The 15,134-nt window shown below is 70.6% G+C and carries 14 protein-coding genes; 8 read left to right on the top strand and 6 right to left on the bottom strand.

Going from position 1 to position 15,134, the window contains the following annotated elements:
* Window positions 1–73 precede the first annotated feature (73 nt).
* Window positions 74–1,396: a threonine--tRNA ligase gene (gene thrS / locus OG408_RS25995; protein ID WP_323178014.1), complete on the top strand. Its 1,323-nt coding sequence runs from the start codon at window positions 74–76 to the stop codon at window positions 1,394–1,396.
* Here thrS and OG408_RS25990 read toward each other — a convergent pair.
* On the bottom strand, window positions 1,386–2,618 hold the full coding sequence (locus OG408_RS25990) for an MFS transporter (protein WP_326672236.1): 1,233 nt from the start codon (window positions 2,616–2,618) through the stop codon (window positions 1,386–1,388). The two genes, thrS and OG408_RS25990, sit on opposite strands and share 11 nt — an antisense overlap.
* A gap of 79 nt (window positions 2,619–2,697) precedes the next feature.
* Here OG408_RS25990 and OG408_RS25985 point away from each other — a divergent pair, with 79 nt between their 5' ends.
* The 6 genes from OG408_RS25985 (at window position 2,698) to OG408_RS25960 (ending at window position 9,164) form a co-directional block, all read left to right on the top strand.
* Entirely contained in the window at window positions 2,698–3,276 is a 579-nt protein-coding gene (locus OG408_RS25985; protein WP_285572281.1) for a sugar O-acetyltransferase, read from the top strand.
* A gap of 23 nt (window positions 3,277–3,299) precedes the next feature.
* Window positions 3,300–3,857 (top strand): TetR/AcrR family transcriptional regulator, encoded by a 558-nt coding sequence (locus OG408_RS25980; RefSeq protein ID WP_326672234.1) that lies wholly within the window; start codon window positions 3,300–3,302, stop codon window positions 3,855–3,857.
* Window positions 3,858–4,060: 203 nt separating this feature from the next.
* Entirely contained in the window at window positions 4,061–5,287 is a 1,227-nt protein-coding gene (locus tag OG408_RS25975; protein WP_326672232.1) for a phage baseplate protein, read from the top strand.
* Between the two features lie 53 nt (window positions 5,288–5,340).
* Window positions 5,341–5,805 (top strand): hypothetical protein, encoded by a 465-nt coding sequence (locus OG408_RS25970; protein WP_266782446.1) that lies wholly within the window; start codon window positions 5,341–5,343, stop codon window positions 5,803–5,805.
* A gap of 327 nt (window positions 5,806–6,132) precedes the next feature.
* Window positions 6,133–7,944: a coagulation factor 5/8 type domain-containing protein gene (locus OG408_RS25965; RefSeq protein ID WP_285572278.1), complete on the top strand. Its 1,812-nt coding sequence runs from the start codon at window positions 6,133–6,135 to the stop codon at window positions 7,942–7,944.
* A 227-nt stretch (window positions 7,945–8,171) separates the two neighbouring features.
* On the top strand, window positions 8,172–9,164 hold the full coding sequence (locus OG408_RS25960) for a L,D-transpeptidase (RefSeq protein WP_266786415.1): 993 nt from the start codon (window positions 8,172–8,174) through the stop codon (window positions 9,162–9,164).
* A 79-nt stretch (window positions 9,165–9,243) separates the two neighbouring features.
* Here OG408_RS25960 and OG408_RS25955 read toward each other — a convergent pair whose 3' ends face one another.
* Window positions 9,244–10,662 (bottom strand): alpha-amylase, encoded by a 1,419-nt coding sequence (locus OG408_RS25955; protein ID WP_405405289.1) that lies wholly within the window; start codon window positions 10,660–10,662, stop codon window positions 9,244–9,246.
* Between the two features lie 240 nt (window positions 10,663–10,902).
* On the opposite strand from OG408_RS25955, the gene OG408_RS25950 reads away from it, so the two are divergent.
* Entirely contained in the window at window positions 10,903–11,583 is a 681-nt protein-coding gene (locus tag OG408_RS25950) for a response regulator (RefSeq protein WP_266782440.1), read from the top strand.
* Window positions 11,584–11,591: 8 nt separating this feature from the next.
* Here the strand turns inward: OG408_RS25950 and OG408_RS25945 are convergent, their stop codons facing one another.
* Genes OG408_RS25945 through OG408_RS25930 form a run of 4 tightly spaced genes read right to left on the bottom strand, consistent with a single transcriptional unit; the run spans window position 11,592 to window position 15,059 of the window.
* Window positions 11,592–12,203 carry a response regulator transcription factor gene (locus OG408_RS25945; RefSeq protein ID WP_326672227.1) on the bottom strand — a complete coding sequence of 204 codons (612 nt, stop codon included), beginning with the start codon at window positions 12,201–12,203 and terminating at the stop codon, window positions 11,592–11,594.
* Complete coding sequence (locus OG408_RS25940) at window positions 12,200–13,390, bottom strand: sensor histidine kinase (protein ID WP_266782436.1); 1,191 nt, start codon at window positions 13,388–13,390, stop codon at window positions 12,200–12,202. Before OG408_RS25940 ends, OG408_RS25945 begins: the two co-directional genes overlap by 4 nt.
* Complete coding sequence (locus tag OG408_RS25935) at window positions 13,387–14,127, bottom strand: ABC transporter permease (protein ID WP_285571786.1); 741 nt, start codon at window positions 14,125–14,127, stop codon at window positions 13,387–13,389. The genes OG408_RS25940 and OG408_RS25935 overlap by 4 nt, the downstream gene beginning before the upstream one ends.
* Complete coding sequence (locus OG408_RS25930) at window positions 14,124–15,059, bottom strand: ABC transporter ATP-binding protein (protein WP_326672224.1); 936 nt, start codon at window positions 15,057–15,059, stop codon at window positions 14,124–14,126. The genes OG408_RS25935 and OG408_RS25930 overlap by 4 nt, the downstream gene beginning before the upstream one ends.
* Window positions 15,060–15,134: the final 75 nt, after the last annotated feature.

Genomic DNA, 15,134 nt, shown 5'->3' with positions numbered 1-15,134 from the left:
CCCTGCTAGCTTCCTCCGCATGAAGCGCGCTGCCATGACGACGACGCCGGAGAGTGTCCCGGCGCGCTGACTGATGACCAGTCCGAAGCCCCGGGGCGAGTGCCCCGGGGCTTCTGCTTGCGGTCACTCGCCCTCCGTACGCGAGGAGACCGCCATGCACGACCACCGCAAGCTCGGCCGCGAGCTGGAGCTGTTCGACACCGACCCGCTGATCGGCGCGGGGCTGCCGTACTGGCTGCCCGACGGGGCCGCGCTGCGGCACACCCTGGAGGAGTACATCCGCGGCGAGGAGCGGCTTGCCGGCTACCGGCACGTGTACTCGCCGGTGCTCGGCAAACGGGAGCTGTACGAGATCTCGGGGCACTGGTCGCACTACAGCGACGACATGTTCCCTCCGATGGACCTCGGCGCCGAGCAGGTCGTGCTGCGGCCCAGCCTGTGCCCGCACCACGCCGTCATCTACCGCTCCCGCGCGCACAGTTACCGCGAACTGCCACTGCGGATGGCCGAGCTGGGCGGCATGTACCGCTCCGAGCTGTCCGGCGTGCTGGGCGGACTGACCCGGGTGCGGTCCATCCAGCTGAACGACGCGCACATCTTCTGCACCCTGGACCAGGTGGCGGACGAGGCGCGGGCCGCGCTCGGCATGATCCGCCGGGCGTACGAGGCACTCGGCATCCGCCCGGCCCGCTTCCGGCTCTCGCTGCCGGGGCCGGGCGGGAAGTACGTCGCAGCGCCGGAGATGTGGCAGCGCTCCACCGCGCTGCTGACCGAGGTCCTGGAGGATTCCGGGCTGCCGTACGAGCCGGCCGGGGGTGAGGCGGCGTTCTACGGTCCGAAGATCGATGTGCAGGTCGCCGACGCGGCGGGCCGGGAGTCGACCCTGTCGACCGTCCAGATCGACTTCCACCAGCCCGAGCGGTTCGATCTGCACTACATCGGCGCCGACGGGGCGAAACACCGGCCGGTCATGGTGCACCGCAGCATCATCGGGAGTGTGGAGCGGGCCGTCGCCCATCTCGTCGAGCAGCACGGCGGCGCGTTCCCCGCCTGGCTCTCCCCCACCCAGGTGGCGATCCTCCCCGTCTCCGACGGGGAGCTGCCGAACGCCGAGGACCTCGCCCGCCGTTGTCTCGCGCTCGGGCTGCGCGCGGAGGTGGCCGGCCGGGACCGCGGCAGCCTGGGCGCCCGCATCCGGGAGGCCAGGCTGGTGCCGTACCAGGCGGTCATCGGGGCGGCGGAGGCCGCCGGCGACCGGGTGGCGCTGCGGCTGCGCGACGGGCGCCGACTCGACCCGATGCCGGCCGCGGAGGCGCTGGCGCGGATCGGCGCGCTGGTCGCGGCGCGCAGCACCGAGGTCTGGGAGGAGGCGGAGGGGGCGGAACTCAGGGTGTGACGGGTGCGGCGCCCGGCTCGGCGTCGTCGCGCGCGTCGGGCTCGGCGTCGGCGTGCGGGACGCGCGCGAGCGCCCCGGCCAGGGTGGAGGCGACGATCAGCAGGGCGAGGACGACGGTCATCGTGAGGCGGAGTCCGATGTGGTCGGCGAGGAAGCCGAGCGCGGGCGGGCCGACGAGGAAGGCGACATAGCCCGCGGTGGAGACCGCGCCGACCCGTGCCGCCGCGTGGTGCGGGTGGTCGCCCGCGGCGGACACGGTGACCGGGAACCCGAGCGAGGCGCCCAGCCCCCACAGCACCGTGGCCGCGCCCGCCATCGCCGGGCTCGGCGAGACGATCACCACCGCCAGGCCCAGCGCGGCGACGACCGCGCTGATCCGGACGACCCGGACGGGGCCGAAGCGCTCCAGGAGGGGGCCGCCGGCGAAGCGGCCGAGCGTCATCGAGGACGCGAAGACCAGGAAGGTCAGCGAACCGGCGGTGGCGCTCACCTCGTAGCCGTCCACCATGAGCAGCGGCAGCCAGTCGTTGGCGGCGCCCTCCGCGAAGGCCATGGCGAGCACGATCACCCCGATGAGGACGAGGCGCCGGTCCCGCCACACCGTCAGCTGACCCCGCCACCCGCCCGGTCCGGAGGTCCCGGCCGCCTCCTTGCCCGTGCCGTGCGGAATCGCGCGCACGGCCACGACCGCGGCGACGGCCACGAGCGCCGAGACGGCCGTCAGATGCCATCCGACAGGGAACGCGAGCGCGGTCATCGCCATGCCGAGCAGTGCTCCGACGACGGTGCCGAGGCTGAAGCAGCCGTGCAGCACCGGCAGTACGGGACGGCCGATGACCCGCTCCACGTCGGCGCCCTCGATGTTGAACGCGACCTCGGCGAGACCCATCCCGCCGCCGAACAGGGCCAGTCCGCAGAAGACCCCGCCCGCAAGCGCCAGGCCGGTGCCCGCCGCGACGACCAGCAGCCCGGTGACGATCAGCGCCGCGCCGACGGTGATCGCGGTCCGGCCTCCGTAACGGCGTACGAGCGGGCCGGAGGCGGTCACGCCGGCCATCGAACCGGTGGACAGGCCGAAGAGCACCAGCCCCATCGCGCCGGTGGACACGTCGAGTCCGTCCCGGACGGCCGGGGTGCGCGCCACCCATGAGGCCATGCCGGCCCCGGCGGCGAGCATGAAGAGGAACAGGGCGGTACGCCGGCGGCGTGTTGCGGCATCCATGACAGCGGGCCTCGGCAGTCCAGGAGGGGTTTCAGCAGGAGCGTACGATCGTACGCCCTTGGAGTGTACGATCGTACCCATGACGGACCACTTCGCGGGAGACCCGCGTACGAACCATGAGCGGATGCTCGCCGGGGACCTCTACATCGCCGACGACCCCGCCATCGTGGAGGCCCAGCGGCGGGCGGTACGGCTGGCCGCCCGGTATCTGGCGGCCTACACCGAGGACCCCGACGCCGCACAGCCCGTCGTCGCCGAGCTGCTCGGCGGGCTGGGCGCCGGTGCGCACATCCGGCCGCCGCTGTACGTGGACTACGGCTCGTACCTCACGGTCGGCGAGGACACGTTCATCAACTACAACCTCACCGCGCTGGACGTCGCCCCGATCACCATCGGCCGCGACTGCCAGATCGGGCCGAACGTCCAACTGCTCACGCCCACCCATCCGGTGGAGCCGGAGCCGCGCCGGGACAAGCTGGAGGCGGCCCGGCCGATCACGATCGGCGACAATGTCTGGCTGGGCGGCGGCGCGATCGTGCTGGCCGGGGTGACCATCGGGGACAACAGCGTCATCGGCGCGGGAGCCGTCGTGACCAAGGACGTCCCCGCCAACGTGGTCGCCGTGGGCAATCCGGCCCGGGTGATCCGCTCGATCTAGAACTCTCGGCAGAAGGAAACACCGTGGCGACCGGACAGAACGACCCCGAGCGGCGGGAGCGCATCATCGCCGCCGCGCTCGACCTGATCGCGGAGGAAGGGGTCGCCGGGACCTCGCACCGCAAGGTCGCCGCGCGTGCCGGTGTGCCGCTCGGCTCGATGACGTACCACTTCGGCGGCATGGACGAGTTGCTGCGGGATGCGTTCATCCGCTTCTCCAGCAGCATCGTCGCCGTCTTCGAGGAGCGTCTCGGCGCCGCGACCACGCCCGACGAGGCGCGGGCGGCGGTCGCCGATCTGGTCCACCACCTGTCCGGCGGCAACCAGCGCGAGCTCGTCCTCACCCACGAGCTGTACACCCTCGCCGCCCGCAAGCCCGCCTACCGCGAGCTGACCCGGGAGTGGATGCGCCGCAGCCGCGTCGCGCTGGAGTGGCACTTCGACCCGGCGACCGCCCGCCAGCTCGACGCGCTGATCGAGGGCCTGTCCATCCACCGCGCGCTGGAGACCGAACCCCACGACCGGGCCCTGACCGTCGAGGCGATCGCCCGCATCACCCGGGCTCCCGGGGCACGTTCCTGACCCGCGCCCTCCCCATGACTCCTGGCCGGCACCCCACCTGACCAAGGTGCCGGCCAGGTGATTCCCCCTTCGTCCGCGCACGCGCCCGCGGCCGCCTCCCGCCCCCCGCCCACCAGGGAAAACGCACACCGAGTGCCGGGAGAACCGCATACGATCACCGCCGTGCGGTCCACACCGGGCCGCAAGGGAGGGGGATCTTCTTCGTGGCACATTCGGACCTCATAGACCTGGCGGGCCCCTGGGGCCGCATCCTCAGCGGCACGCCGCTCGACCATGAGACGCACACCCGGGCGGGTCAGGCCATGGCCGTCGATCCGGTCACGCACGATCTCTTCGTGGTACAGATCCGGGACGCCCTGGAGTACGGCAACCTGTGCGTCTACCGCATGAACCGCACGACCGGACGCCCGGTCGACTGCATGCACCTCAACGGCTTCGGTCACGGCTATCAGGTCGGCGCACAGCACATCGGCGGCAAGACGTACCTGTGGACGGAAGCCGGGCCGCTGTACAAGGAGTTCGGGACCCGCGTGGCCCGGGTGCCGTATCTGCCGGGGCAGACGGTCACCATGACGTCCTCGGTCGTCTCGGCGCCGTTCCGTCCCACGGCGGATGCCCGTTTCACCGCTCCGAACGTCGATCCCGTGTACGACCGCCTCACGGTCAGGTACCAGACCGCCCAGGGGTACTTCTACAGCCAGTACCCCATCGACCCGGTCACGGGCGAGGTCACCTGGAACGCCACCAGGACGATCCCGCACCCCTCGAAGGCCGAGGTCCCCACGCTCTGGGACACCTTCCAGGGCTTCGCGTCGCTCGGCGAGTACCTCTACCTCTACACGGGCAGCCCCGACCAGGACAACGCCCATCTCACCGCCCTCTCCTGGTCGGACGGCTCCGTCGTGGCGGGGCCCCAGCACATCACCGCCGTACCGGGGCTGGACCGCCGGGAGCCGGAAGGCCTGTGCATCGAGCCGATGGGCGACGAGGCACGGCTGCTCTTCGGCTTCAGCGGCAGCCACACCACGCCGCGCGAGGAGACGATCTGCTTCCTCTCCACGGATGCCCCGGTCCAGGGCGTGAAACTGCTGACGGGCTGGACGGCCATCGCACCCGCGCCCGGGGTGACCGCGCAGACGGGCGCGATGAGCCCGCGCGGGCGGCTGGTGAACCTGGCCGGGACGACGTACCTCCAGCTCCGCGGCGGCTTCGACTGCGACCTCACCGCCGAGGGCCGGTTCGCGCAGCTCCCGCCGGCACTGACGCCCAGCCGCACGGTCCGGGCCAACGTCACCCGCAACAACCACGACGGCCGCTGCGTCTGCCGGGTCGAGGCCGACTCCGCCGGACAGCTCTCGGTGTTCGGCCCGACCGCGGACAACAGGATCTCCTGGATCGGCCTCGACAACTTCTCGGCCGCCTGGCTCTGACGCCCGCCCGTCGCCCAGCCACGTCAACGTTCCACGATCCCGGAGGATCAGCCATGCCCCAGAGCCGTACCAGCCGCCGCGCCCTGCTCACCGCAGCCGTGGCCGTTCCCGCAGCGGCGGTCAGCGCGCCGATGACCGCCGCCCCCGCCGCCGCGGCCGACGTGCCCGGCGGAATCAGCGTCGTCCAGGACTGGCAGCCGCTCGTCCTCGCGGCGGGCGCCACCGCCGCCGCCGACGCCCCGGCCGCCCGCGTGGTGAAGATCGCCGGCACGGACTTCCTGCAGATGCGCGGCGGATTCACCTGCGCCTTCACGGGCGACACCGTGCTCGGCACCCTGCCCTCGGTCATCACGGTGCCGAAGACGATGCGCGGCGTCTGCCCGCGCAACAACTCGCTCGGCATCAACTCCTGCCGGGTGGAGGTCAACACCGCGGGGAAGATCACCGTCTTCGGCGCCACGGCCTCGAACGACATCACCTGGGTCACCCTGGACAGCTACTCGGTCGTCATGGCCTGAGGCCGCCCGGCGCCGCTCGTCCGCCGGCGGCGGGCGGCATGCCGGAACCGGCCGGGTCGCCCGGCCCGGAAAGGCGGGCGACCCGGCCGGACGATCTCGTCAATCTCCTGAAGCCAACCGCACTCCTAACTGAGCGCAGAGTGGGTCAATTGCCTTTCTGCTGGCGTTAATTGTTGCGCCAGGAGAGGTTGGACGAGGCTTCTGTTGCACACCTCTTGACGTTTCCCAGGTGACGGCGGAAGCATCAACTCTCGTCGGAGAGCGCTCTCTAGGCTCTACGGCAGGCTCGTCGTGTCACCCGTACCACGACTCAGGAGACGTACTCCCATGCATGTTCCCCCCACGGAACCCCCGACAACTCCCCCCACGGGAGCCCCCACCACCTCCCGGCGCCGGCGCCGGACCCGCTCGTTCGGGTTCGCCGCGTTCGCCGTTTCGCTGCTGATGGCCGTCCCCACGGCGCAGACCGCCTTCGGCGAGGACGCGCAGGCCGTCGAGGGCGGCGGCGACCTCGGGCCCAATGTCATGGTGTTCGATCCGTCGATGCCGGACATCCAGGCCAAGGTCGACGAGGTGTTCAAGAAGCAGGAGTCGGCGCAGTTCGGTGACGGCCGCTACGCGCTGATGTTCAAGCCGGGCACGTACGACAACCTCAACGCCCAGATCGGGTTCTACACCTCGATCGCCGGGCTCGGGCTGAACCCGGACGACACCACGTTCAACGGTGATGTGACCGTCGACGCGGGCTGGTTCAACGGAAACGCCACGCAGAACTTCTGGCGGTCCGCGGAGAACCTGGCGCTCAACCCCGTGAGCGGCACCGACCGCTGGGCCGTCTCGCAGGCCGCGCCCTTCCGCCGGATGCACGTCAAGGGCGGGCTGAACCTGGCGCCCGACGGGTACGGCTGGGCGAGCGGCGGGTACATCGCCGACAGCAAGATCGACGGCCAGGTCGGGCCGTACTCGCAGCAGCAGTGGTACACCCGGGACAGCTCCATCGGCAGCTGGGGCAACGGCGTCTGGAACATGACGTTCTCCGGTGTCGAGGGCGCCCCCGCCCAGGGCTTCCCCGAGCCGCCCTACACCACGCTGGAGAACACCCCGGTCTCCCGCGAGAAGCCCTTCCTCTACCTGGACGGCGACGACTACAAGGTGTTCGTGCCCGCCAAGCGCACCAACGCGCGCGGCGTTTCCTGGGCCAACGGCACTCCGCAGGGCGAGTCGATCCCGCTCGACCAGTTCTACGTGGTGAAGCCCGGCGCGACCGCGGAGACCATCAACGCGGCCGTGCAGCAGGGCCTGCACCTGCTGTTCACGCCCGGCGTCTACCACGTCGACCAGACGATCAACATCGACCGCGCCAACACCGTGGCACTCGGTCTGGGGCTCGCGACGATCATCCCGGACAACGGGGTCACCGCCATCAAGGTCGGTGACGTGGACGGCGTGAAGCTCGCCGGACTGCTCGTCGACGCCGGTCCCACCAACTCCGACTCGCTGATCGAGGTCGGCCCGGAGGGTGCGTCCGCGAGCCACGCCGACAACCCGACCTCGCTCCAGGACGTGTTCGTCCGGGTCGGCGGCGCCGGTGCCGGCAAGGCCACCACGGGCATGGTCGTCAACAGCAACGACACGATCATCGACCACACCTGGCTGTGGCGCGCCGACCACGGCGAGGGCGTCGGCTGGGAGACCAACCGCTCGGACTACGGCCTCCAGGTCAACGGTGACAACGTCCTGGCGACCGGCCTGTTCGTCGAACACTTCAACAAGTACGACGTGCGGTGGTCCGGCGAGAACGGCAAGACGATCTTCTTCCAGAACGAGAAGTCGTACGACGCCCCGAACCAGGCGGCCGTCCAGAACGGTGACACCAAGGGGTTCGCGGCCTACAAGGTCGACGACTCCGTCACCACCCACGAGGGCTGGGGGCTGGGCAGTTACTGCTACTACAACGTCGACCCGACGATCATTCAGGGCCACGGCTTCGAGGCACCGGTGAAGCCCGGCGTGAAGTTCCACGACCTGCTCGTCGTCTCCCTCGGCGGCCAGGGCCAGTACGAACACGTCATCAACGACACGGGCTCGCCCACCTCGGGGACGTCCACCGTCCCGTCGCAGGTGGTGTCGTTCCCGTAGTCAGGAAGGCACGCGGTGCTGGGCCGGCCCACCACTTCACCGAGGTGGTGGGCCGGCCCGGTCCGGCCAGTTCGGTGTGCCCCGTCAGTACACGACGGGGCACACCGCTGTCCGCCCGCGGCCGGTAACTTGGCACGCGCTTTACGCGCCGTCCGCAACCGCATCGGTCAACTTCTGGTCTCTATAGATGTTGAATCCTTGAAGTAGCAATGCGAGTGGAGCAGGTCATGGGGCGGGGCAAGGGCGGTATAGGGGTCGCGTTGCTGGTGAGTGCGGTACTCGCGGGGACGAGCGCGTGCGGTGGTCACGCGTCGGACGACTCCGACAGCGGGAGCGCGAAGGGCGGCGCATCCGCCCCGGCATCCGCGAGCGCGCATCCGTCACCCACGCACCCCTCGGGCCCGCCGATGCTGCTGGACTCGATCGCCCCGCTGGACAAGGCGACGGTCGGCGTCGCCATGCCGATCTCCGTGGTGTTCACCAACCCGGTGGCCACCTCGGCGCACAAGAACATCGAGAAGCACCTCAAGGTCTCCGCCTCGGTCCCCACCACCGGTGCCTGGCACTGGATGGGCGACAAGCGGGTCGACTGGCGTCCGGAGAAGTACTGGAAGTCCGGCACCAAGGTGCGGCTCGACGCCGACCTGAAGTACGTCTCCAACGGCAGCGGCCGCTACGGCACCCACCCCTATACCCACTCCTTCACCATCGGTGACGACGTCCGGGCCGACGCCTCGGTCACGGGTCACACGATGAAGGTCACCCGCAACGGGGCTCCGGTGCGGACGCTCTCCATCAACGCGGGCAGCGCCCAGTACCCCACCTGGAACGGCACGATGGCGGTGATCGACAAGCAGGAGAAGGTCCACATGACCTCCTGCAGCGTCGGCATCAGCTGCAACAAGGGCGACGCGAACTACTACGACCTGACCCTGCCCTGGGACATCCACCTGACCCAGTCGGGAACCTACGTCCACTTCTCCACCGGCGACACCAACCCGGGCAGCGGCAGCGCCCTCGGCTCGCACGGCTGCGTCCACCTCTCGCTCGCCGACGCGAAGTGGTTCTACGGCCAGGTCAAGCAGGGCGACCCCATCACGGTCACCGGCTCCCCGCGCGCCAAGGCATCCGCCGACAACGGCTACGCCTCGTTCAACCTGTCGTGGTCGCAGTGGCTGGCCGGAAGCGCGAACGGCGGACAGACCACGGCCACCCTCTGACACGTGCGAGGAAGAAACGCCGCCCGGCGGCAGGGTTTCGAGACCCTGCCGCCGGGCGGTTCCGCTTTTCGCAGGCGGCTCAGCCGTGCAGGGCCAGCGCGCCCTTGGCCGGTACGGTCGCCGTGACCGTGCCGTCGTCGCCGACCTGCACCGTGTTGCCCTCGCAGGCGTCGGGCGAGGCCTGGGCCACGTTGCAGTAGGTGCCCGCCGGGAGTGAAGTGGCGAACGTCTGCTGAAGCGCGCCGTCCCCGTTGTTGATGGCCACGAAGCCCTTGTCACCGCGGCCGAAGGCGATGGCCGACGAGCCGTTGTCCCACCAGTCCGTCAACTCCGCGCCCGACGTGGCGTTGTGGAAGCCGACCATGCCGGTGACCGCCGTCTGTGTGTGCGTGCACGTCCAGCCACCGCTGCCGCAGGCGGCCGCGCCGCCGTTCGGCGGGCCCGCGTCCTTGTCCGACCACTCGTAGCCGGAGAAGACGTTCGGGGAGCCGTAGGGCGAGGCGAGCATGAAGACGTTGGCCAGGGTGTAGGCCGCGCCGTCCTTGTACGTCAGCGTCGAGCCGTTGCGCTCGGTGTCCCAGTTGTCGACGAACGTACGGGCGCTCCCGCTCGCCAGCTTGCCGTCGGCGACGCTCTTCAGTCCGGCGAGGGAGCCGCCCTGGAAGGCGCTCTTGAGGTGGCCGCCGTAACGGAACTCGTCGACGTCACCCACCCCCGTGTACTCCTCGGGCTGGACCGCCTCGCCACCTCCGTGGATCACCTCGGTGACCCAGAAGCCCGGGTCGGACATCTTGCCCTTGATCGCGGCGATGTCGTCGGCCGCCATGTGCTTGGCGGCGTCGATGCGGAACCCGTCCACGCCCAGGGTGCGCAGGTCGGAGAGGTAGGCGGCGATCGTCGTGCGGACGGCGTCGCTGCCGGTGTCGAGGTCGGCCAGGCCGACCAGTTCACAGGTCTGGACGTCGTTCCGGTCGCCGTAGTTGCTGATGTCCTTGCGGCAGGCGTGGAAGTCCTGGTCCTGGAAGTACCCGGGGTAGTCGTACTTCGTGTACGCCGTGCCGCCGGTTCCGGTGCCGGAGCCGGACGACATGTGGTTGATGACGGCGTCGGCGACGACCTTCACCCCGGCGGAGTGACAGCTGTCCACCATCGCGGCGAAGGCATCGCGGTCACCGAGGCGGCCGGCGATCTTGTAACTGACGGGCTGGTAGGACGTCCACCACTGGTCGCCCTGGATGTGTTCGGAGGCGGGCGAGACCTCGACGTAGCCGTAGCCGGCCGGACCCAGCGAGTCCGTACAGGCCCGGGCCACCGCGTCGTACTTCCACTCGAACAGGGTGGCGGTCACGGTCTTCTCGCCCGGCGGGGTCGCCTGGGAGGTCCAGGGGGCGAAGGCGGTCACACCGGCGGCTGCGAGCAGGCCGGCCAGTGTCGCGCGAGCGGCGCGGGACTTCAATTGCGGCTCCTTCGGTCGCGGATGCGGAAATGGGGTCCGCATCCGACGTGGGCAGCCACGCGCCTGGCCACCGTGGGGGGAGTTCGGAGCCTGCCTTCAGGGCGATGAACACGTCAAGAGATCACGCAAGGATTTCCGGAATGTTTCTGAAATACCTTGCAGGGAAGGCGGGTCGGGGATCCGGGTGGAGTGGGCCCTGCTCCCGGTGCCAGGGCGCCGCGGCACGACGACCGCGATCCGATGGCCCGATCCCGGGCCGGGGGCGGTGGCTACGATCGGCGCATGTCACCCTCGCACTCCCCGGTCCGCGTCCTGCTCGCCGACGACCAGCCGCTGGTGCGTACCGCCCTGCGCATGGTCATGGCCGACACCGCCGGCCTCGACGTCGTCGGCGAGGCCGGAACGGGCGACGAGGCCGTCAGAATGACCGCCGAACTCTCCCCCGACGTCGTCGTGATGGACATCCGGATGCCGGGCATGGACGGTATCGAGGCCACCGGGCACATCACCACGGGCTCCGGCACGGCCCATGTGCTGGTCCTGACGACATTCGACGACGACGAGTACGTCTACGGAGCCCTGCGCGCCGGTGCGGCCGGCTTCCTGGTCAAGGACATGGCGCTGGACGACATCCTGGCGGCGGTACGGGTGGTGGCGGCCGGGGACGCCCTGATCGCGCCGGGCGTCACCCGGCGGCTGATCAAGGAGTTCGCGGGCCGCCCCGGCTCGTCGTCCCCGCAGCGCCCGCCCGCCGCGCTCACGGGGATCACCGACCGGGAGCGCGAGGTGCTCGTTCTGGTCGGCAGCGGGCTGTCCAACACGGAGATCGCCGAGCGGCTCTTCATCAGTGTCGCCACGGCCAAGACCTATCTGACCCGGCTGCTCGCCAAACTCGGCGCCCGGGACCGGGTGCAGCTCGTCATCCTCGCGTACGAGGCGGGGCTGGTGTCGGCCACACGGTGAGAAGCGGGCTACAGCCAGCCCTTCTCCCGCGCCATCCGGACCGCCTCCGCGCGGTTGCGCGCCGCCATCTTCTGGATCGCCATGGAGAGGTAGTTGCGGACGGTGCCCTGGGACAGGTGCAGCTCCGCGGCGATCTCCGCGTTGGTCGAGCCGTCCGCGGCGGTGCGCAGCACATCGCGCTCCCGTTCGGTCAGCGGACTGGCGCCGTCGGCGAGGGCGGCGGCCGCGAGGCCGGGGTCGATGACGCGCTCCCCGGCCAGCACCTTGCGTACCGCTTCCGCGAGTTGGGACGCCGGTGCGTCCTTCACCAGGAAGGCGTCCGCCCCCGACTCCATCGCGCGGCGCAGATATCCGGGGCGGCCGAAGGTGGTGACGACGACGACCTTGACGTCCGGGAGCGCCCGGCGCAGTTCCGCCGTCGCCTCGATGCCCGTCATGCCCGGCATCTCGATGTCCAGCAGGGCCACGTCGATGCCGTGTTCCCCGGCCGCGGCCAGCACTTCGTCACCGCGGGCGACCTGGGCGACCACCTCGATGTCGGGTTCCAGGCCGAGGAGCGCCGCGAGGGCCTCGCGCACCATGGACTGGTCCTCGGCGAGGAGGAGTCTGATCATGCTCATTCCCTGGATCCTAGGCCGGATTCGAGCGGCACGCTGAGCACCGTGGTGAAGCCTTTGCCCGTACGGGAGTTGGTGGCCCGGGTGAGGAGGGTTCCGTCGACGCCGGCGAGGCGCTCGGTCATGCCGGTGAGGCCGTTGCCCGGCGTGACGCCGGGGGCGCCGCGGCCGTCGTCGGCGACGGTGAGCTCCAGGACGCGCCCGTCGAGGGTCTGGCGCGGGGCGAGGGTGACCGTGCAGCGGCCCGCGCCGCTGTGGCGTACGACGTTGGTGACGGCTTCCCGCAGCGCCCAGGCGAGCACCTCCTCCGCCTCCTCGGGGAGGCCGTCGGGGAGGTCCTCGGGGGCATCGGCCGGAATCTCCGCGGTGATTCCGGCGGCGGCGAGGGCGGTCCTGGCCCCGGCCAGCTCGCCGGGGAGCGTCGGCCTGCGGTAGCCGGTGACGGCGCTGCGTACGTCCACGAGGGCCTGGCGGCTGACCTGTTCGATGTCGGCGACCTGCGCGGCGGCCTGTTCCGGGTGGCCGGGGAGCATCCGCCCGGCCAGTTCGCTCTTGAGGGTGATCAGGGAGAGGGAGTGGCCGAGCAGGTCGTGCAGATCGCGGGCCAGCCGCAGCCGTTCCTCGTTGGCGGCGAGCTGGGCGACGGTGGCCCGGGCCTCGCGGAGCTGGATCGTGGTGCGGATCATCTGCCGTACGCCGGACATCGCGAAGCCGCCGAGGAGCGCGGGGAAGACCAGGGCCGTGATGATCTCCCGTGGGTGGTCGCCGGTCAGGCCGATGGCCACGAGCACGGCGGTGACGGCGGGGATCAGCCAACGGGCGGTCCGCATCGGCAGGGTGGCGCCGACGGAGACCGACACGTACACGAACAGCACCAGCCAGGGGGTGCCGAACGTCAGCGACAGCAGGACGGCCAGCGCCCCGAGGAAGGCGAGGGCGGCGCGGACCCGGAAGGGGTCGAGCGCCTTGGAGGTGTGGCGGAAGACCAGGACCAGATAGGCGCCGACGAAGACCAGCAGCCCGAGGACGCCGAGCGCGGTCGCCCACGGGGTGTGGTTGCCGTCCGCGAGGTCCTTGACCGGCGCGCTCATGAAGGCCAGCCAGATGCCGATCCACATCAGCTTGATCCGGGTCTGCTTGGCGCTCGTGGGCGGGCGCCCGACGCCCACGGACGTCTCGTCCTCGTTCACGCCTTCAACGTGTCCTTCCGGTAGAGCCACGCGGCGCCGCCCGCGAAGAGCAGGAAGTAGCCGCAGAGGATGGCGACGTCCTTCGCATGCGGTGCGCCGCCCATCTCGATGGCCTGGCCGAGAGCAGCGTACGCGTGGGTGGGCAGCCACTCGGAGATGTTCTGGATCCACTGCGGGAAGGTGGCGCTCGGCATCCACAGGCCGCCGAGGATCGAGAGCCCGAAGTAGATGATCATAGTGATGGGGCGGACCGCGTCACCGCTGGCGAGGTAACCGATGGCGACCCCGAGCGCGGCGAAGACCAGCGAGCCGGCCCAGATGACGCCGGTGAGGGCGAACCACTGCCACAGGTCGACGCGTACGTGCTTGACGGAGGCGGCGACGAGGAAGACGACGACGATGCAGGGCAGGGTGACCACGGCGGCGCTGGCGATCTTCGCCAGGATGTAGCCCCGGCTGGGCAGCGCGGTCAGCCGCAGCTGCCGGACCCAGCCCTTCTCGCGCTCCTTGGCGATGCGCTCGCTGTTGCCCATCAGGACGGCGGTCAGCGCGCCGAACGAGGCCATCGAGACCATGAAGAAGGCCTGCAGGGTCAGATCGGTGTGCGGGACCTTGTCGGTGGTGTTCTGGGTGCCGGAGATCAGCAGGTAGATCACCGACGGGTAGATGACCGAGAAGAACATGAACTTCTTGTTCCGCAGGGTGCGGGTCACTTCGAGCCTGATGAGCGTGTTCACTTGGTCCTGGCCTCCTCGGCCTCGGTGATGGCGACGAAGGCCTGCTCCAGGCCGAGTCCGGCGACTTCGAGCTCGCGCGGGTAGAGGCCCAGGCCGTAGACGGCGTGGACGGTCGCGTCGGCGTTGTGCGACTGGATACGGACCCGCCGGCCGGTGATGTCGAGCGTGGAGAGGAACGGCAGGGCGCGCAGGGCCCCTTCGTCGATCGGGCCCTCCAGCTCGAACGCGATCCGGCGGGCGCCCGCCATGGCCTTGATCTCGGCAGCGCTTCCGTCGGCGAGGAGCCGGCCCTTGTGCAGGACCAGGACGCGGTCGGCGATCGCGTCGGCCTCTTCGAGGTAGTGGGTGGCGAACAGGACGGTACGGCCCTGGTCGGCCTGCTCGCGCATGGTGGCCCAGAAGGCCTGGCGGGCGGTGACGTCCATCCCGGTGGTCGGCTCGTCGAGCACGATCAGGTCGTTGGCCCCGGCGGTGGCGAGCGCGAACCGCACGCGCTGCTCCTGGCCGCCGGAGAGCTTGTTGACCATGCGGTCGGCGATCGACGCGATACCGGCCCGGGCCAGCACATCGCTGACCGGGTAGGAGCTGGGGTGCAGATCGCAGGCGAGCCCGACCAGTTCCCCGACGGTGACGTCCTCCATCAGGCCGCCGGACTGCAGCATGGCGCCGACGCGGCCGGCGGCGATGGCTGCCTGCGGGGTCGAGCCGAAGAGGCGGACGGTTCCGGAGTCGGCGGTGCGCAGGCCGAGGAGGAGGTCGAGGGTGGAGGACTTGCCGGCGCCGTTGGGGCCGAGGAGCGCCACGGTCTCGCCGGGGTGCAGGTCGAGGGTGAGCCCGTCGACCGCGCGTACTTCTCCGTAGGCCTTGCTGACCTGGTCGAAGCTGACCACGGCGGTCTTCGCCGTGGTGACTCCGGTGGCTGTCGTTGTCATGCGTCCAGCCTGACGCAGCGGGGGGTGCGTCCGGCAGGGTCAGTGGTCGTGGATCCGGGATGACAGATGTCATGC

The sequence above is a fragment of the Streptomyces sp. NBC_01257 genome (assembly GCF_035917255.1).
Classification (GTDB): Bacteria; Actinomycetota; Actinomycetes; order Streptomycetales; family Streptomycetaceae; genus Streptomyces.
Note: the sequence above shows the minus strand (reverse complement) of the source record. Positions and strands in the feature narration are given on the sequence as shown.

What these genes read in the sequence shown, in the direction of transcription:
- thrS (WP_323178014.1), top strand. Translation starts at nt 74, where the DNA reads ATGACCAGTCCGAAGCCCCGGGGCGAGTGCCCCGGGGCTTCTGCTTGC.
- OG408_RS25990 (WP_326672236.1), bottom strand. Translation starts at nt 2,618, where the DNA reads ATGGATGCCGCAACACGCCGCCGGCGTACCGCCCTGTTCCTCTTCATG.
- OG408_RS25985 (WP_285572281.1), top strand. Translation starts at nt 2,698, where the DNA reads ATGACGGACCACTTCGCGGGAGACCCGCGTACGAACCATGAGCGGATG.
- OG408_RS25970 (WP_266782446.1), top strand. Translation starts at nt 5,341, where the DNA reads ATGCCCCAGAGCCGTACCAGCCGCCGCGCCCTGCTCACCGCAGCCGTG.
- OG408_RS25965 (WP_285572278.1), top strand. Translation starts at nt 6,133, where the DNA reads ATGCATGTTCCCCCCACGGAACCCCCGACAACTCCCCCCACGGGAGCC.
- OG408_RS25960 (WP_266786415.1), top strand. Translation starts at nt 8,172, where the DNA reads ATGGGGCGGGGCAAGGGCGGTATAGGGGTCGCGTTGCTGGTGAGTGCG.
- OG408_RS25955 (WP_405405289.1), bottom strand. Translation starts at nt 10,662, where the DNA reads ATGCGGACCCCATTTCCGCATCCGCGACCGAAGGAGCCGCAATTGAAG.
- OG408_RS25950 (WP_266782440.1), top strand. Translation starts at nt 10,903, where the DNA reads ATGTCACCCTCGCACTCCCCGGTCCGCGTCCTGCTCGCCGACGACCAG.
- OG408_RS25945 (WP_326672227.1), bottom strand. Translation starts at nt 12,203, where the DNA reads ATGAGCATGATCAGACTCCTCCTCGCCGAGGACCAGTCCATGGTGCGC.
- OG408_RS25930 (WP_326672224.1), bottom strand. Translation starts at nt 15,059, where the DNA reads ATGACAACGACAGCCACCGGAGTCACCACGGCGAAGACCGCCGTGGTC.